The organism is Pseudomonas sp. MWU16-30316, from assembly GCF_020515645.1.
Taxonomy (GTDB): Bacteria; Pseudomonadota; Gammaproteobacteria; order Pseudomonadales; family Pseudomonadaceae; genus Aquipseudomonas; species Aquipseudomonas cerasi.
Map to the genome: position 1 here is coordinate 384,485 of NZ_JAIZAZ010000001.1, position 17,090 is coordinate 401,574.

The 17,090-nt window shown below is 55.7% G+C and carries 16 protein-coding genes, 1 other RNA gene and 4 pseudogenes; 12 read left to right on the forward strand and 9 right to left on the reverse strand.

The genetic code is table 11. From position 1 onward, the window contains the following. Nucleotides 1–353: 353 nt before the first annotated feature. Together LCH65_RS01860 and LCH65_RS01865 are read left to right on the forward strand one after the other, a co-directional pair. Nucleotides 354–563: pseudogene (locus LCH65_RS01860) on the forward strand (transposase); the annotation flags it as partial. A gap of 69 nt (nucleotides 564–632) precedes the next feature. After that, nucleotides 633–893: pseudogene (locus tag LCH65_RS01865) on the forward strand (transposase); the annotation flags it as partial. Nucleotides 894–1,170: 277 nt separating this feature from the next. Here the strand turns inward: LCH65_RS01865 and LCH65_RS01870 are convergent. After that, nucleotides 1,171–2,186, reverse strand: a pseudogene (locus tag LCH65_RS01870) (IS110 family transposase). A gap of 71 nt (nucleotides 2,187–2,257) precedes the next feature. Here LCH65_RS01870 and LCH65_RS01875 point away from each other — a divergent pair. Next, nucleotides 2,258–3,137, forward strand: a pseudogene (locus tag LCH65_RS01875) (IS3 family transposase); the annotation flags it as partial. Between the two features lie 41 nt (nucleotides 3,138–3,178). Continuing rightward, nucleotides 3,179–3,361 (forward strand): hypothetical protein, encoded by a 183-nt coding sequence (locus LCH65_RS01880; protein WP_226439248.1) that lies wholly within the window; start codon nucleotides 3,179–3,181, stop codon nucleotides 3,359–3,361. Between the two features lie 178 nt (nucleotides 3,362–3,539). Here the strand turns inward: LCH65_RS01880 and LCH65_RS01885 are convergent, their stop codons facing one another. The 6 genes from LCH65_RS01885 to smpB all read right to left on the reverse strand — a co-directional run bounded on the left by LCH65_RS01885 (nucleotide 3,540) and on the right by smpB (nucleotide 6,768). After that, complete coding sequence (locus LCH65_RS01885) at nucleotides 3,540–3,989, reverse strand: DUF1493 family protein (protein ID WP_226439094.1); 450 nt, start codon at nucleotides 3,987–3,989, stop codon at nucleotides 3,540–3,542. Next, nucleotides 3,967–4,398: an STM2901 family protein gene (locus LCH65_RS01890; RefSeq protein ID WP_074805122.1), complete on the reverse strand. Its 432-nt coding sequence runs from the start codon at nucleotides 4,396–4,398 to the stop codon at nucleotides 3,967–3,969. Before LCH65_RS01890 ends, LCH65_RS01885 begins: the two co-directional genes overlap by 23 nt. 11 nt (nucleotides 4,399–4,409) lie before the next feature. Continuing rightward, complete coding sequence (locus LCH65_RS01895) at nucleotides 4,410–4,913, reverse strand: type VI secretion system tube protein Hcp (protein WP_024662451.1); 504 nt, start codon at nucleotides 4,911–4,913, stop codon at nucleotides 4,410–4,412. Between the two features lie 282 nt (nucleotides 4,914–5,195). Then, nucleotides 5,196–5,587: a transfer-messenger RNA gene (gene ssrA / locus LCH65_RS01900) on the reverse strand. A gap of 110 nt (nucleotides 5,588–5,697) precedes the next feature. Next, nucleotides 5,698–5,982 carry a hypothetical protein gene (locus tag LCH65_RS01905; protein ID WP_003364180.1) on the reverse strand — a complete coding sequence of 95 codons (285 nt, stop codon included), beginning with the start codon at nucleotides 5,980–5,982 and terminating at the stop codon, nucleotides 5,698–5,700. 303 nt (nucleotides 5,983–6,285) lie between these two features. Continuing rightward, the gene (gene smpB, locus LCH65_RS01910; RefSeq protein ID WP_003313649.1) at nucleotides 6,286–6,768 is read right to left on the reverse strand and encodes an SsrA-binding protein SmpB; all 483 of its coding nucleotides are present in this window, start codon (nucleotides 6,766–6,768) and stop codon (nucleotides 6,286–6,288) included. Nucleotides 6,769–6,881: 113 nt separating this feature from the next. Here smpB and LCH65_RS01915 point away from each other — a divergent pair, with 113 nt between their 5' ends. From LCH65_RS01915 to LCH65_RS01925, 3 genes are read left to right on the forward strand one after another with little or no spacing between them, the layout of a single operon-like run. Beyond that, on the forward strand, nucleotides 6,882–8,285 hold the full coding sequence (locus tag LCH65_RS01915) for a sodium-dependent transporter (RefSeq protein WP_024648070.1): 1,404 nt from the start codon (nucleotides 6,882–6,884) through the stop codon (nucleotides 8,283–8,285). 7 nt (nucleotides 8,286–8,292) lie between these two features. Next, complete coding sequence (locus LCH65_RS01920; protein ID WP_003431552.1) at nucleotides 8,293–8,727, forward strand: type II toxin-antitoxin system RatA family toxin; 435 nt, start codon at nucleotides 8,293–8,295, stop codon at nucleotides 8,725–8,727. Continuing rightward, the gene (locus LCH65_RS01925) at nucleotides 8,720–9,034 is read left to right on the forward strand and encodes an RnfH family protein (protein ID WP_226439095.1); all 315 of its coding nucleotides are present in this window, start codon (nucleotides 8,720–8,722) and stop codon (nucleotides 9,032–9,034) included. The genes LCH65_RS01920 and LCH65_RS01925 overlap by 8 nt, the downstream gene beginning before the upstream one ends. Before the next feature lie 64 nt (nucleotides 9,035–9,098). On the opposite strand, the gene LCH65_RS01930 is transcribed toward LCH65_RS01925, so the two are convergent. Continuing rightward, nucleotides 9,099–9,620: an outer membrane protein assembly factor BamE gene (locus tag LCH65_RS01930; protein ID WP_003431549.1), complete on the reverse strand. Its 522-nt coding sequence runs from the start codon at nucleotides 9,618–9,620 to the stop codon at nucleotides 9,099–9,101. A gap of 98 nt (nucleotides 9,621–9,718) precedes the next feature. On the opposite strand from LCH65_RS01930, the gene fur reads away from it, so the two are divergent. After that, a complete protein-coding gene (gene fur / locus LCH65_RS01935; protein WP_003313643.1) occupies nucleotides 9,719–10,126 on the forward strand; it encodes a ferric iron uptake transcriptional regulator in 408 nt (135 codons plus the stop codon). A gap of 44 nt (nucleotides 10,127–10,170) precedes the next feature. Here fur and recN read toward each other — a convergent pair whose 3' ends face one another. Beyond that, nucleotides 10,171–11,844 carry a DNA repair protein RecN gene (recN, locus tag LCH65_RS01940; RefSeq protein ID WP_003431547.1) on the reverse strand — a complete coding sequence of 558 codons (1,674 nt, stop codon included), beginning with the start codon at nucleotides 11,842–11,844 and terminating at the stop codon, nucleotides 10,171–10,173. Nucleotides 11,845–12,114: 270 nt separating this feature from the next. Between recN and grpE the strand changes: the two genes are divergently transcribed. The 4 genes from grpE to dapB all read left to right on the forward strand — a co-directional run bounded on the left by grpE (nucleotide 12,115) and on the right by dapB (nucleotide 17,000). Next, a complete protein-coding gene (grpE, locus tag LCH65_RS01945) occupies nucleotides 12,115–12,678 on the forward strand; it encodes a nucleotide exchange factor GrpE (RefSeq protein ID WP_003313642.1) in 564 nt (187 codons plus the stop codon). Between the two features lie 111 nt (nucleotides 12,679–12,789). After that, on the forward strand, nucleotides 12,790–14,706 hold the full coding sequence (dnaK, locus tag LCH65_RS01950) for a molecular chaperone DnaK (protein WP_003431542.1): 1,917 nt from the start codon (nucleotides 12,790–12,792) through the stop codon (nucleotides 14,704–14,706). A 326-nt stretch (nucleotides 14,707–15,032) separates the two neighbouring features. Further along, the gene (dnaJ, locus tag LCH65_RS01955; protein WP_226439096.1) at nucleotides 15,033–16,175 is read left to right on the forward strand and encodes a molecular chaperone DnaJ; all 1,143 of its coding nucleotides are present in this window, start codon (nucleotides 15,033–15,035) and stop codon (nucleotides 16,173–16,175) included. Between the two features lie 21 nt (nucleotides 16,176–16,196). After that, a complete protein-coding gene (gene dapB, locus LCH65_RS01960; RefSeq protein ID WP_003431540.1) occupies nucleotides 16,197–17,000 on the forward strand; it encodes a 4-hydroxy-tetrahydrodipicolinate reductase in 804 nt (267 codons plus the stop codon). The last annotated feature ends 90 nt before the right edge of the window (nucleotides 17,001–17,090 follow it).

Consider the following 17,090-nt stretch of genomic DNA (forward strand, 5'->3'; position numbering starts at 1 on the left):
GGACGCGGCAGTGCTCACCGAGGATCTTGACGACGCTGGGCTAGTAGTACTTGGAGGCGGGACGTTTTTTTGTTTGGAGGGCTTGACATGACATCCTTGTCCTTCACGGCTACTTTGATTGAGTAGAAGAGGCGCCTATTCCGCATAAACGAAGAATGCTGGCGTCGGTGCCTACCAAAGTCACGATATCGAAAGTGATCTGTGACACATGATGGCATTTTAGCCCACCCTACGCTTTTGTGCATTGCTCGGCAAATTGAATCGCCCCCTAGTTTCGTAGACACCTCCAAGCCTTAAAATGAGGCCCATTAGGAGGTGCCACGAGCAACCAGCGATATCCCCAAGAGGTCAAAATCCAGGTGGTCAAGCAAGTGACCGAAAAGCAGCTTCCTGTCTTGGAGGTGGGTGCACGATTAGGTGTGTCCGTGAACAGCCTCTATGCCTGGGTTAAGCGCTACACCAAGCCCTAGGAGTAGCCCGTTGAGGGGGATGATCAGAGCGCAGAAATTCGTCGCCTAAGTGCCGAACCGAAACAGGTGACGGAGGAGCGAGACATCTTAAAATGGCTGTAGTGGTCTAATGATTCCAGACACTCATTTAGGCGAGAATATCGCCAGATATAGAGGTGTCTGATGACCAAGCAACGCCTTACCTTTTCCGCTGAATTCAAACGCGAGGCCGCAGGCCTCGTGCTCGACCAAGGCTATAGCCATATCGAAGCCGCCCGCTCGCTTGGGGTGGTGGAATCTGCGCTGCGTCGCTGGGTGAGCCAGCTCCAGCAGGAGCGCAATGGCGTAACGCCTCAGAGCAAAGCCATGACGCCCGAGCAGCATAAAATTCAGGAGCTGGAAGCCAGGATCGCTCGTCTTGAGCGGGAGAAATCCATTTTAAAAATCTATGGTCACCCCCTTTTTTGGCAATGCTGATTCATGGGCGAAGTAGTTGGCTTGCTTAAATCTATCCGGCGTCTATTGGATGATTCACCCGCGCCATGATGAGAGTCGCGCCTAACGATCCTGAAAAGGCTAACGGCTTCTTGCTGAGTCAATTTTTAAAACAGGTTCTTCGTCAGGCTGATAGGCCGTTTACGTCATCCACTATTCAGCTATCGCAAAACCTGAAAGGTAAATCGTGGTACAGCAACAACTGCCGAATCAGGCGCTCAGGCGCTCAGGCGCCTGGCCCTGCTTCGTACTGCGTATGGTGCGCGGCTATCGCCCAAGCGATTCGCGCCAGCTTGTTAGCCAAGGCACAGGCCACAACATTGGAGTGACGTCGACTCAGCAATGAACGAACCCAGTCGGCCAAGGCTCCTTTCTGGTGATCGAGTCTCTGCATGTAGACCCTGGAACATTGCACGAGCAACTGTCGAAGGTGCTTGTCGCCGCGTTTACTGATCCCCAGTAAGTTGGCCTTGCCGCCGGTGCTGTATTGCTTGGGTACCAATCCCACTGATGCGGCAAAGTCCCGGCTGCATCGATACTGCTTACCATCGCCCATCTCCACAGCTAGCAGGCTGGCGGTGATCGGGCCTACACATGGAGTACTCAGCAAACGGCTACCCTGATCATCATCGGCCACTTGGCATGCCAGCTCTTTATCCATTGCCTTGATTTGCTCATCCAGATAGATGAAGTGATTGTGCAAACGCTGCAGCAGCACCGTCAGACGAAAGGGAAGTTCATGCTCAGCCAAAACAACCGCCAGACGCTTCATGATGGCCAAACCTCTGGGCAGGCTGACGCCAAATTCCAATAGAAAACCGTGCATCTGATTAGCGGTTCTGGTGCGATCACGCACCAACGATTCGCGCATCCGATGGAGTACAGAAAGGGTTTGCTGGGATTCAGCCTTGGCGTAACGAAACGCATCGAAGTACGAGAAGCGGCTTCGCAAATCGCCTCAGCGTCGACAAAGTCGTTTTTGTTGCCCTTGACGAAGGGCTTGACGAACTGCGGGGAAATCAGCTTGGGCGTGTGTCCAATTGCCGCCAACTGACGAGCAACACAGTGCGACCCCGCACAGGCCTCCATTGCCACGACACAGCTCTGCGAGCTGGCAAGAAATTGCATCATTTGCGCCCGTGAACATTTTTTGCGAAACACCTCCCGGCCTGACTTATCCTGGCCGTGCAGATGGAACGTATGTTTACCGAGATCAATACCTATGAGCGCTGACTCGCTCATGATGCCCTCCGAAAATAAAGCACCCTGCTAAAGCTTAGCCCTCGCAGGGTGTGGGGGTGACCATCTCATTAGGCTATCGCGCTCTTGATGTCGGAAGAACACGAGCGCTTGCGCTGACCGATCAGCTAGGCACCCATGAGCCGATCGAATTGCTGTGCGAGGTGTTACTACGACTATTGCCAGCGGCGTCGGGCTCCAGACGCCGAGCGGGTTCGTTTACTTAGCCGAGTCAATAAATTGTTCGGGCAAAGTCGAAGCGCTGCCGGCAGCCGCAGTATCGTGTCGATGATGCAAGAAGATGGCGAGCAAATCGGTCGGTTCAAGGTGCGTGGCCTGATGCGGGAACTGGGATTGATCAGCAAGCAACCGGGCTCGCATGCTTATAAAAAAGCAACAGTAGAGCGGCCTGACATTCCGAGCATTTTGAATCGAGAGTTCAATGTACCCGCGCCCAATCAGGTCTGATGTGGCGACATAACGTACATCTGGGCGAAAGGAAAATGGCATTACCTGGCGGTGATTATGGATCTTTATGCGCGTCGGGTGGTGGGCTGGGCGTTTTCAAACGAACCGGATACGGACTTGGTGATCAAGGCGCTGGACATGGCTTATGAGCAACGCGGCAAGCCTCGGTGCCTGCTGTTTCATTCCGACCAGGGCGCCCAATACGGGAGCCGACAGTTTCGCCAGCGGCTTTGGCGATACCGCATACGCCAGAGCATGAGTCGCCGAGGTAATTGCTACGATAACTCGCCGATGGAGCGTATATTCCGCAGCTTGAAAACTGAGTGGATACCGACCTTGGGCTATATGACGGCCCAAGAGGCTCAGCGAGATATCAGTCATTACCTGATGCATCGTTACAACTGGATTCGGCCACACCAGTTCAATGATGGATTGTCGCCCGCTCAGTACGAGAAAAACCTTAACGTCATGTCCTGGATCAGTTGACCACTACAGAATACACCACAACAGCGGATGGGGTTTAAGGCCTGCGCAACGCCAAGCTCGGCAGACGAGCGGTGGACGGTAATATCTGGTTTGGCACCACGATGATTTTCAGAATCATCGATGACCGGGTCTACTCCATGCATGAGCAGTATCTGGGCAGGCTCCAGTACGGCATGGCGATGACTGAAAGCTGGAAACGCAGCGCGGCACGATTACTTGACTGAAACGGTTACTACCTCACGGATGAGTCTTTACCGGACCGCAGGCGTCGCGCAGAATTCGACGGCCAAGGTCGCACAGTTCGGGATTCGTAAGGTTTAAATATTTATACCGGGCATGAGGAGCTCTTTTGAACGAGCTCAGTCATTTGTGCTTCTGCTCAGCTATCCTCTAATATAAATATCATCTGGTGTTTATGCTAAAACCCTCAATAGGGATTTCTTCGGTACGATTGTAAATTGGTAAAGTGCTAAAGTTAATCTTTTCAAGGGTTTCGCAGTCCCATGCCTTGGTTTGGGCTGCGTTATACAACATGCCTAAAGTCATTACGGTCTTTGCGCGCCGATCTTTAGATCTGAAGAAAACGAAAATGTCAGTCCCTTCTGGCTTGAAGTAACGATAGTGGTCGTAGTCGCCGGGGTCAACGCCAAAGTGTTCGAAAAAATCTTCCATGAAAGCACTGGCATCGTCACCGTCAAGCCCTAGATCCCAACTGACTCTGGTGGCGAGGCTAAGTGTTTCAAATGCCTTTTTTCCGAATCCAACATAAAAGTAAATTCTCTCTACGAGGTAATTAAGTACTTCATGGTTCAGATCATTTTTATCCATCTTAAAAAACCTGATCTTGTTCATCTACGATAGAGTTGTAGGTGTTCACCGTTACGTATCCTATCTTACCCAGTTCGTATGCAGTATAAGACCATCCGATAACCGGTGTTGCTCGTGCGATGAAGCCACCAATGCTTCGTGTCCATCGGAGGTGCGGCGGAAACCATCCTGTAAGAGAGGGTGCTCTGAAGTCTCCAGGAAATTTGCGGTTGTTTAGAGTGCGTCGCATGACTATGGACATGATGGAAGTGTTGTTAATCGCTCCGCCAGGCTTTGTTCTGGTTGGTATTATGTTGGCACCTAAGACGATGGCTAATGCAGCCCCTGCATCGTCCAATCCAAATTCATCCATTGCCACCTCTGTGGCAATTACAAATAGCAGCTCATTTGCAGTTAATCCGCAGTCGCCGTCGTAACAATATATTCTAGCCACTTAAACTATCCTTATGCGTAAGTGCTATTTTTTACTTGATCCCAGCCGCCGGAGATCTGTCCAATTATCAAGCCTGTGGTTCGGCTTTGCTGTGAATACTGCATGCTGATCTTGGCGTAATTAAATCTAACTACCTCCTCAGGAAAGTTTGAGGGCGACCGCTCAAATAGATTGCCGGATACGACGCCGCTTACTATGACTTCGTCAAATACGTATTCCAGATATTTTTGCTTGTCACCGCCCGCACGACGTACATACAGCTTCATCTGCTTGATATGTCGACCAGCGCAACATGCTTCGAGGATTTTTGGAGTCGCACTGTCAGCGAGTTTTACAATACTGAAGTCGCTTAAATAGACCCTGGCTACGGTAGCCCCGCCTGCCGAGCTTGCAGTCCTAGAAACTGATTGAGAGGCTGATAGGCAAAATGTGTTAATCTCAATCCAGTTTTTGCAGTCAGAGTCCGTAGACTCTCCGCTAATGCCATCAATCCAAAGATATGCATCAATACTCATTCCAGCTCCTTGGAATATCTCTTAATGTAATTCATTGACGCCGTACGATAGCACAACTCATACATTTGAGATTCGTCGTCAAGCACCTTTTGCCTGTGCGGGTTAACGTTCCGTGACGTGACCACCTGAAATCGCAAAGCCAGGCCCTTACGGTGCGCGAGCTATGCTCCTTACGAACAGTAGCTTCTCATCGATGATGCTGCATTGAAGGCAGGCTTGTGTGCGAGTCCACAGAATCTCACCCACAAAAAAAGACGCCCTAGGGCGTCTTCATTTGCAATTTGGTGGAGCCGGGGGGATTTGAACCCCCGTCCGCCAGTACTCCGCTGTCGGTACTACATGCTTAGCCGTGTCTATTAAGTTAACCCTCAGCGACCCGACGGGCAGGGTGCTTTGGGCGAGTTGTGTAAGTTTTAGTCGCTTCGTCCACAACGTACTAGGCGACGATCCTGTTCTATATGACAATCATTTCGGGTTTACAGGCATCCCCTGATGATTGCTGGAGCCGAAGCTACCAGAAGGAAGGCTAGCACCGCTTACGCGGCGAGAGCGTATTCCCCGTAGGTTTCGTCATTGGCAACTATAGAAAGTTGCAACAGTGGATTTACGAGTTCTGTTACCAACTCGGCATGCACCTAAAGTTTCATCACCGGCGTCGAATCCAAATCGGCCCCGAGACTGCTTTCGCAATCGCTGGGGCGCAGTGTACGCCAATTGGCGTGGCACGTCGACCCGTCTGCTGCAATCGTTCAGGCCAGCCTGAGTGGCTGGCCTGCTCGAAGGTTTACTTGGTGCCTTCGCTGCCCGAACCGGTGTTTTTCAGGGATGTGATGGTCTTGGTGGTGATCTCAACGCATTTTTTCTCGTCATTCTGCGCTTGAGCCGCTTTGGCGTTCTTCACAGTGGTCTCGAGCATAGTCTTGTTTTCGGGACTCAAGTTGGTGCTGGACGAGGTGTTGGCGTTTTCGATGGTCTTGATGTTTGCAGCGCACAAATCATCGGCGGCAAAAACCGGCGAAGCCAACAGGGCGGCGCTGAGGAACAATCCAGTGAGGGCGGTACGCTTCATGTGTGTCTCCTTATAACCTGTGGACTCGGTATGGCCGGTATTTGAGGCCGTCGCCCGAGGGTTTGAAAGCCCGTTTAACAGTTGGGCCTAAAGGATTGACTGTGGTGTGACGCAGGCGTTCTATTTTATTTTCGGAATACTGCGAAATAGCCACATTGCGCATTCAAGCACCAAAATGAGGCGATCTTCGCTTTGGGGTATCGAACGGGTTTAAGCGGGGGAGTGGAGAGGGGGGGATAAAGGGGTGGATACGAAGTGCCAAATGTCCGGGTCAGGACATTTGGCACACGCCAGCGCCAGGGGCTAGTCTTCCTTGCCTTTGGAGCGTACGGCACGCTGCAGCTCACGGTCCGAATCGCGTTCACGTTCGGTGTGGCGCTTGTCGTATTCCTTCTTGCCTTTACCCAGCGCAATTTCGCACTTCACCAGGTGCTCCTTCCAGTAAACGGAAAGGGCTACGCAGGCATAGCCTTTCTGCTGAACCGAGCTGGTGAGCTTTTCGAGCTCGCGCTTGTTCAGCAGCAGTTTGCGGGTGCGTGTCGGGTCAGCGATGACGTGCGTGCTGGCAGTCTTGAGAGGCGTGATGTGGCAACCCATCAGCCAGGCCTCGCCATCCTTGAGCAGCACATAACTGTCGACCAGCTGTACCTTGGTGGCACGCAGGCTTTTTACTTCCCAGCCAGACAGGACCAGACCGGCCTCGAACTTGTGTTCGATGAAGTAATCGTGACGCGCTTTCTTATTTTGCGCGATGGTCCCTGTAGGGTGTTTCTTGAGCTTAGCCATAGGGGGCGCATTATAGGCAGTTGCATCAATGTCGGCTACGGGAAAGCGCGTGCTTGAGCACAAAGGTTGAATCCCGGACAATGCGCGATCTTTTTTGGCTGGGCGTTTCGATAATGTCGACGGACAAGGTTTCGGTCCACGGTAGCTGGGCAAGTCGCTGGGTGTTCATCCTGGCTGCTACCGGCTCTGCTGTGGGGCTGGGCAGTATCTGGAAATTTCCGTACATGGTCGGTGCCTATGGCGGCGGTGCATTTGTACTGGTTTTTCTGGCGTGCATCGCGCTGATCGGTATTCCGGTCATGATCGCCGAGACGCTGATTGGCCGTCGTTCCCGGCTCAGTCCTGCGAATGCGCTCAAGACGCTGGCGCAGGAAGCCGGGCATTCGCCGCGCTGGTCCTGGGGTGCGTTTGCCGGGATGATCACGGCGCTGCTGATTCTCTCCTTTTATAGTGTGGTGGGCGGCTGGTCGCTGGATTACATCATCGACATGGGGCGCGGCGACTTTCAAGGCGTGTCGCCGGATCAGGTCGGTGCGTATTTCGGTGCGGTGATTGCCGACCCATGGCGTCTGATTCTGTGGCACACCATTTTCATGCTGCTGTCGGCGGTGGTGATCGGCAAGGGTGTCGAGGCCGGCCTGGAGAAAAGCCTGCGCATCATGATGCCGATGCTGTTCCTGCTGATGCTCGCGCTGTTGGGCTATAGCCTGACCACAGGGCATTTCATGGAAGGCGTGCATTTCATGTTCGACTTCAACCCGGAGAAGGTGCTGGATGGCTTGCTGCCCGCGATGGGCCATGCGTTCTTTTCCCTGAGCGTCGGTGTCGGCTCGATCATGGTTTACGGCGCGTACATGACCAAAGGCGCGTCGATCAGCAGTACGGTCGTCGGTATCGCGTTGCTCGATACCTTCGTTTCGCTGTTGGCCGGCCTTGCGCTTTTCCCGATCGTGTTTGCTGCGGGCCTGAACCCCAGCGAGGGGCCGGGCCTTATGTTCGTTACGCTGCCTTACGCGTTCGGCAACGTCGCATTCGGCCAATTGATGGGCATCGTGTTCTTCGTGCTGGTGGCCGTCGCAGCCTGGAGTTCGGCGATTTCGTTGCTAGAGCCAATGGTCGCCTACCTGGTCGAGCGCACCCGTATTCGCCGCGCCTGGGTGACGTTCTGGCTGGCCTTTACCTGCTGGTTTGTGGGCCTCGGCACGGTGTTCTCGTTCAATATCTGGCAAAAAGCCAAGTTTTTCGTGAACGATGGAGGCGCATTCCACCTCTATCAATGGGGCGCATCGACTGGCCTGGACTTCTTCGGAGTCATTGATTTCTTCACTTCGCGGATCATGTTGCCGCTGGGTGGGTTGTGTTTTGTAGTATTCGCTGGTTGGGTGATGGGCCGTGAGACAGTGCGCGACGAATTGTCGATTCGCAGTCCGCTGCTCTTCAACCTGACGTACTTTTTGATGCGCTACGTGGCGCCGCTCGGCATTCTTGTGGTGTTTGCCGCTCAGCTCTGGAAATGACGCTCACATGACTACGCATATACAACGCTCTGCTTTACTGCCTTACCCGGCCGGGTTCCTTTATGACCTGGTCAATGATGTGGCTCGTTATCCCGAGTTCCTGCCGTGGTGTTCGTCCGCTACCGTGGTTGAAGCCAGTGAGGCGCAGATGCGCGCCAGCCTGGAGATCGCCAAGGGCGGTCTGAGCCAGAAGTTCATGACGCGCAACACGCTGGTTCCCGGTGAGTCGATCGTGATGGACCTGGTCGAAGGGCCTTTCGAACAGTTTCACGGCGTCTGGACGTTCAAGCCGCTGGGCGAGAAAGCCTGCAAGATCAGTCTGGATCTGTCCTTCGATTATGCCGGCACCCTCGTTCGCGCCACACTAGGGCCACTGTTCAATCAGGCAGCCAACACGCTGGTGGATGCGTTCTGCCAGCGAGCGAAAGAGCTGCATGGCTGACGCATCGATTCAGATAGAGGTGGTCTACGCCTCTGTACAGCGCCAGGCATTGAAGACGATCGATGTCCCGGCCGGATCTTCGGTACGTCAGGCGCTGGCACTCAGCGGTATTGACAAGGAGTTTCCCGAGCTGGATCTTGGTCAGTGTGCCGTGGGTATCTTCGGCAAAGTGGTGGCTGATCCTGCTAAGCGGGTGCTCGAGGCGGGTGAGCGGATAGAGATTTATCGCCCGTTGGTGGCCGACCCCATGGAGATCAGACGTCTGCGTGCCGCCAAGGCGCGTGAGAAAAGAACGTCTCCCGGCTGAACGCTGGCTGAATGGAAGGCACAAAAAAGCCCGGCATGCCGGGCTTTTTGTTGGGCGCTTTGGACTACCGGGTGTTGGTGTCCAGCGGCTCCTGGGTCGGGACCGGTACGGTCTCGACGCTGTCCACGTCCTTCTGGATTGTATCCAGCAACGAACCTGGCTTGGCCGGTTCTTCAGGCTGCTGCACTGGCTGGTTCTCTGCCGGGACAGTGGTGTCGCTGCCCTTGCCGAGAATGGCTTCATCGCGGCTGACGCCGGGCATGAAGTCGCCAGACAGGCTCACGAGCTGGTCATTGCCGTTGAATATAAGGCTGACACGCTCCTGCTGGCGTTCACCGCCACCTGGTTGCAGGCTGTACAGGTAATCCCACCGATCGGAGTGGAAAGTGTCGGTCAACAGGGGGTTGCCCATGATAAACCGTACTTGCCGCCGGGTCATTCCGGGGCGTAACTGGTCTATCATGTCCTGCGTGACGACATTACCCTGCTGGATGTCGATTTTGTAAACCCCGGGGAATGAACAACCGGCGAGTGCGAGCAGTCCCACGAAGGTGAAACTGGTTAGCAAGAGCTTGGTGTTTTGCATCGGTGGGCGACTTCCACTATCTTGGCTGGGACAACGTAAACTCCGATCATACCTGCATTAAGAGAAGCTGCGAAGCAGCGTCTGCGAGAAAGCTGACCATGGTTGAAAATAACGAACTACGTAAAGTAGGACTCAAGGTAACCTTACCGCGGGTCAAAATACTGCAAATGCTCGACTCTGCAGAGCAACGCCACATGAGTGCCGAGGATGTTTACAAGGCTCTGATGGAGGCCAGCGAGGACGTCGGTCTGGCCACGGTTTATCGTGTTCTGACTCAGTTCGAGTCCGCTGGACTGGTGGTGCGCCACAATTTCGATGGCGGTCATGCGGTATTCGAGCTGGCTGATGGCGGCCACCACGACCACATGGTCAACGTGGAGTCGGGTGAGGTGATCGAATTCTTCGACGAAGAAATCGAGAAGCTTCAGAAAGCCATCGTCGAACGACACGGCTTTGACCTGGTGGACCACAATCTGGTGCTCTACGTCCGCAACAAGAAGGCGTAATCAGCAACAGGGGCGACCGCGGTCGCCTTTGTGCTTTCTATGGCTCAGCTTTTAGCTGTAACGACCATCTTTTTGGCGTGCGCCAGAGATTCCTTGGTCAGGTCGATGCCGCCCAGCATTCGGGCGACTTCCTCTATACGTTCAGTCTTGCTGAGCTTGGACACGGCGGTGCGCGTTGCGTCGTTGTCCCGCACCTTGTGCACGAACAGGTGCTGATGGCCCTGCGCCGCGACCTGCGGCAGGTGAGTGACGGTCATGACCTGACCGCGCTCGCCCAGGCGACGCAGCAGTTGCCCCACGATCTCGGCGGTCGGCCCGCCAATCCCCACATCCACTTCATCGAATACCAGCGTCGGCACCCGAGATGTTTGTGCGGTGATGACCTGAATCGCCAGGCTGATGCGCGACAGTTCGCCACCCGACGCGACTTTCGCCAGCGCTTTCAATGGCTGGCCGGGGTTGGCGCTGACCAGTAGCTCTACCTGCTCCAGGCCGTGAGGCGAGGGTTCTACGCTGGCGTTGGCTTTGAGGTCGATCTGGAAACGGCCGCCGGGCATGCCCAGACGATGAATTTCCTGTTCTACAGCGCTGGCCAGTTTCGTCGCCGAATTGTGGCGCAGGTCGCTCAGCTCGCGGGCTTTATCCTGATAGTGCCTGGCAAATGCCTGCACTTCATGCTCCAGCCGTTCGATGGATTCGTCGTTGGCATTCAGTGTTTCTATTTCATCCAGCAGCTTTTGTTGCAGTGTCGCGACTTCGCCCGGCTGGATGCGGTGTTTGCGCGCCAGTGTGTAAATGGCATCGAGACGTTCTTCAAGCTGTTGCAGTCTGGCCGGATCGGCATCGAAGTGATCCAGAAAACGATTCAGTTCGCCTACCGCTTCTTCTACCTGTATCTGCGCGCTGGACAGCAGCCCTGTGGCCTCGCTGAGGGCGGAGGGTGAATGGTCGACGCTGCCAAGACGATGCAGGCTGGCGGTCAGGGCATTGAGTACGTTGCCGGAATCGCTTTCGCTGCACTGCTCGACCACTTGTCGGCAAATGCTCAGCAGGCTTTCGGCGTTGGTCAGGTCCTTGTGTTCCTGTTCGAGCTGTTCAAGCTCGTTTTCACCCAGGCTCAGGCTTTCCAGCTCTTCGAGCTGATAGCTCAGCAACTGATGCCGTGCGCGTTGCTCGTCACCTGAGTTGGAGAGGCGTTCGAGCTCCTGCCGCGTCTGCCGCCAGCGCTGTGCAGCGAGATGGACCTGACGGGCCAGATCGGTCGCACCCGCGTATTCGTCGAGCAGGCGTCGATGGGTATCGGTCTTGAGCAGCGACTGGTGCTCATGCTGGCTGTGAATATCGATGAGCAGTTCGCCCAGCGCTTTAAGGTCGCCCTGAGGGCAGGGCGAGCCATTGATATAAGCGCGTGACCGGCCTTCGGCCGTGATGACCCGGCGCAGGATGCAGGGGCCGTCGTTGTCCAGGTCGCGCTCTTTGAGCCAGGTCTGTGCCTCGGGAATGTCGCCCAGGTCGAACGTGGCCAGGATGTCGGCCTTGTCGGCGCCTGGCCGGACCACGCCGCTGTCGGCACGGTCGCCCAGGGTCAGGCCGAGGGCGTCGAGCATGATCGACTTGCCCGCGCCGGTTTCGCCGGTGATGACGCTCATGCCTCGATCCAGTTCAAGGTCAAGGTGTTCGACGATGGCGTAGTTGTGTACGGAAAGGTGCACCAGCATTGAGCGGCTCCCGGGCTGTTTGTCTGGTTATTTATACAGTGTTTTATTTGTGGCTGACAATGCCCTTGCTTAGCTCGATTTGATCGGTCTGTAGTGGTTTTTAGTCCCTCTTGTGTCAAGTCGCCATTTTTTGTTGGGCTGGAATCCGGATTATTTGTCAGGGAATGCGTATCTCGATCACATGAAACCCTTGAAGCCGGAAAATCCGATCCCATATAGGTGGGCAGAAGCGCGAATCGGGATCGCGGACGTCTTTAGAGGAGAACATGTATGGCTGACGAACAGAATCTGGATGCGCAGGCGCAGGATCAGGCTGCCGAAGCGGGCGCGGGTGATGAACTGACAACTCGCGTGCAGGTGCTCGAAGAGCAACTGGCTGCTGCGCAGGACCAATCCCTTCGCGTGGCTGCGGATCTGCAGAATGTCCGCCGCCGTGCCGAACAGGATGTTGAAAAGGCGCACAAGTTTGCGCTGGAAAAATTTGCCGGTGATCTGTTGCCGATCATCGACAGTCTGGAGCGAGGCCTTGATCTGTCCAGTCCGGACGATGAAAGCATTCGCCCGATGCGTGAAGGCATCGAGCTGACCTTGAAGATGTTCCAGGACACCCTCAAGCGTTATCAGTTGGAAGCCATCGATCCACACGGTCAACCGTTCAGTGCCGACCAGCACCAGGCTATGGCCATGCAGGAAAGTGCCGACGTTGAGCCCAATACGGTGCTCAAGGTATTTCAGAAGGGTTATCAGCTTAATGGTCGCCTGCTGCGCCCGGCCATGGTCGTGGTCAGCAAGGCACCGTCGCCTGCAACGCCGTCAATCAACGAGCAGGCTTGAAATCAGCTGTAAGGCCCCCATTTAAAGGTCAAGCGTTTAAGAGCTACCGCACGGTGTAAACGCACTGGCGGCAACCCAATCCAAGTTTTGCAAGTTTCGGGAGAGTCAAAGATGGGCAGAATTATCGGTATCGACCTGGGGACTACCAACTCCTGCGTCTCCATTCTGGAAAACGGTAATGTCAAGGTTATCGAGAACGCCGAAGGTACTCGTACTACACCTTCGATCATTGCTTATGCAAATGATGGCGAGATCCTGGTCGGTCAGTCCGCCAAGCGTCAGGCGGTCACTAACCCACACAACACCCTCTATGCGGTAAAGCGTCTGATCGGTCGCAAGTTCGAAGAGGAAGTCGTTCAGAAAGACATCCAGATGGTCCCTTACAAGATCGTCAAGGCTGACAACGGTGATGCCTGGGTTGAAGTGAATGGCCAGAAAATGGCGCCTCCTCAGATCTCCGCTGAAATCCTGAAGAAAATGAAGAAGACTGCCGAAGACTATCTCGGTGAAGCGGTTACCGAAGCGGTCATTACCGTTCCGGCCTACTTCAACGACAGTCAGCGTCAGGCTACCAAGGACGCTGGCCGTATCGCCGGTCTGGACGTCAAGCGCATCATCAACGAACCTACCGCAGCTGCACTGGCTTACGGTATGGACAAGGCCAAGGGCGACCACACTGTCATCGTTTATGACCTGGGTGGCGGTACCTTCGACGTCTCGGTCATCGAGATCGCTGAAGTCGATGGCGAGCACCAGTTCGAAGTGTTGGCCACCAACGGCGACACGTTCCTGGGTGGTGAAGACTTCGACATTCGTCTGATCGACTACTTCGTCGACGAATTCAAGAAAGAAAGCGGCATGAACCTCAAGGGTGATCCGCTGGCGATGCAGCGTCTGAAAGAAGCTGCCGAAAAAGCCAAGATCGAGCTGTCTTCCAGCACCCAGACCGAAGTCAATCTGCCGTACATCACTGCAGACGCAACCGGTCCTAAGCACCTGGTAGTGAAGATCTCCCGCTCCAAGCTGGAATCGCTGGTTGAAGACCTGGTTCAGCGCACCATCGAGCCTTGCCGCATGGCGTTGAAAGACGCGGGTATCGATATCAGCAAGATCAACGACGTGATTCTGGTCGGTGGTCAGACGCGTATGCCGCTGGTGCAAAAGCTGGTGACCGAGTTCTTCGGCAAAGAAGCACGTAAAGACGTCAACCCTGACGAAGCCGTTGCCATGGGCGCTGCCATCCAGGGCGCAGTATTGGCCGGTGATGTCAAAGACGTTCTGCTGCTGGACGTCAGCCCGCTGACCCTGGGTATCGAAACCATGGGCGGCGTGATGACTGCGCTGATCGAGAAAAACACCACGATTCCTACCAAGAAATCCCAGGTGTTCTCGACTGCCGATGACAACCAGAACGCGGTAACCATCCACGTCCTGCAGGGCGAGCGTAAGCAAGCCGGCCAGAACAAGTCGCTGGGCAAGTTCGACCTGGCCGAGATTCCACCTGCTCCACGTGGCGTGCCACAGATCGAAGTGACCTTCGACATCGACGCAAACGGCATCCTGCACGTTGGCGCGAAAGACAAGGCCACCGGCAAGCAGCAGTCCATCGTGATCAAGGCCAACTCCGGTCTGTCCGAGGAAGAAATTCAGCAGATGGTTCGCGATGCTGAAGTCAACTCCGAAGAAGATCGCAAGTTCGAAGAGCTGGCCTCTGCCCGTAACCAGGGTGATGCGCTGGTCCACTCGACTCGCAAGATGATCGCTGACGCGGGTGACAAGGTCACTGCTGAAGAGAAGACTGCGGTAGAAGCTGCACTGGTTGCTCTGGAAGCCGCTATCAAAGGCGACGACAAGGCCGCCATTGAAGCCAAGGTTGAAGAGCTGTCCAAGGTTTCCGCGCCAATCGCTCAGAAGATGTACGCCGAGCAGGCTGAAAACCCGGACGCTGCGGCCAAGCCAGCTGAAGAAACTGCCAAGGCTGACGATGTTGTCGACGCCGAGTTTGAAGAAGTAAAAGACCACAAGTAAGCGCAGGCTCACTTGAAAGCCGGTTGACCTCTTTCGAGCGCTGACTGGTAGGATGTCGCCGCGCGGGAGCTTGCTCCCGCGTTGGCGTGTCTGGAACAAGCAAAAATTTCGGCGTGCGGAGTTGCTCCGCAAGCCACGTGGCAAGATCGCGACGCTCCTGCGTGGCGAATCATTCTGCCGCTTTCTCGGCCGGATGCATCTGGCTCTGAACGAAGACCAGGATCGTTGAATCGACGTGAGTTGGGTCCGGGCCTGTATGGGGCTCAACGAGTTTGGTGTGGCTCAGGAGAGCTTTCGCCGAACGTCCTCAAGAGTGCGGAAGAATTATGGCAAAGCGTGATTATTACGAAGTGTTGGGAGTGGAGCGAGGCTCCAGCGAGGCGGACCTGAAGAAGGCTTATCGCCGTCTGGCGATGAAGCATCACCCTGACCGCAACCCTGATGACAAAGCATCGGAAGAGCTGTTCAAAGAGGCCAACGAGGCCTACGAAGTGCTTTCCGACGCCAGCAAGCGCGCGGCCTACGATCAGTATGGCCATGCCGGTGTCGACCCGAGCATGGGTGGCGGCGGTGGTTTTGGTGGCGGTGCCGGTGGCGCCAACTTCTCCGATATCTTCGGCGATGTGTTCAGCGACTTCTTTGGCGGCGGCCGTGCCGGTGGCGGCGGTGGTCGTGGCGGCGCTCAGCGCGGCAGCGACCTGCGCTATACGCTGGAGCTGAATCTGGAGGAGGCAGTTCGCGGTACTAACGTGAATATCCGCGTTCCGACGCTGGTCAACTGCAAGCCATGCGACGGCAGCGGTGCCAAGAAGGGTTCTTCGCCTGTCACATGCCCTACGTGCGGTGGTATTGGTCAGGTGCGCATGCAGCAGGGTTTCTTCTCTGTGCAGCAAACCTGCCCGCGCTGTCACGGCCACGGCAAGATCATTTCCGATCCGTGCGATTCCTGCCATGGCGAAGGCCGCGTCGAAGAGTCCAAGACGCTTTCTGTCAAAGTGCCGCCAGGTGTCGATACCGGTGACCGCATTCGTCTGTCTGGCGAAGGCGAGGCGGGTACCCAGGGTGGCCCGACCGGCGACCTGTATGTTGTGATCAATGTGCGCGAACACGCGATCTTCCAGCGTGACGGCAAGCACCTGTTCTGCGAAGTGCCTATCAGCTTCACCGATGCAGCGCTGGGCGGCGAGCTTGAAGTGCCGACGCTCGACGGTCGCGTCAAGCTGAGAATCCCCGAAGGTACCCAGACCGGCAAGCAGTTCCGCTTGCGTGGCAAGGGCGTCGCTCCAGTGCGTGGCGGCGGTGCCGGTGACTTGATGTGCCGTGTTGCAGTCGAAACCCCGGTCAACCTGAGCAAGCGCCAGCGCGAGCTGCTTGAAGAGTTCCGCACCTCGCTTGAAAACGACGAGTCTCACTCTCCGAAAGCCAGTGGCTGGTTTGAGGGTGTGAAGCGTTTCTTCGGCGATCTGTAAGGCTATCAACGGGAGCAGGGCATGCGACGTATTGCTGTAGTAGGCGCCGCCGGGCGTATGGGCAAGACCTTGATCGAGGCGGTTCAGCAGGCGCCGGGCGCCGGCTTGACCGCCGCTATTGATCGTCCTGACAGCACGCTGGTGGGCGCTGATGCGGGCGAACTGGCTGCGCTGGGTCGTATCGGCGTGCCGCTGTCGGGTGATCTGGCAAAGGTGGCGGACGAGTTCGACGTTTTGATCGACTTCACTCATCCTTCGGTGACGCTGAAAAATCTGGCGTTCTGTCGCAAGGCAGGCAAGGCGATGATTATCGGTACCACCGGTTTCAGTGCGGAAGAAAAGCTGCGTCTGGAAGAGGCGGGTAAAGACATTCCGATCGTCTTTGCTGCCAACTTCAGCGTCGGTGTGAATCTGTGTCTGAAGCTGCTCGACACCGCTGCGCGCGTTCTGGGTGATGAGGTTGATATCGAAATCACCGAGGCGCACCATCGGCACAAGGTCGACGCGCCGTCCGGCACCGCCTTGCGCATGGGTGAAGTGGTTGCCAATGCGCTGGGTCGTGATCTGGAAAAGGTTGCGGTCTACGGTCGTGAGGGGCAGACCGGTGCGCGTGATCGCCAGACCATCGGGTTTGCGACCATTCGTGCCGGTGACGTGGTGGGTGATCACACCGTGCTGTTCGCCGCGGACGGTGAGCGGGTCGAGATCACGCACAAGGCATCCAGTCGCATGACCTTCGCCAAGGGTGCCGTTCGGGCTGCAATGTGGCTTGACGGCAAGGCACCTGGGCTTTACGACATGCAGGATGTGTTGGGTCTGCATTGATTTCATACAGGGCCATTCGTGGCCCTGTCGCATTTCCCCGCATTTCAGGCTCATTGGTGGTAGACCAAAATGGGCCTTTTCTGTAAGCTA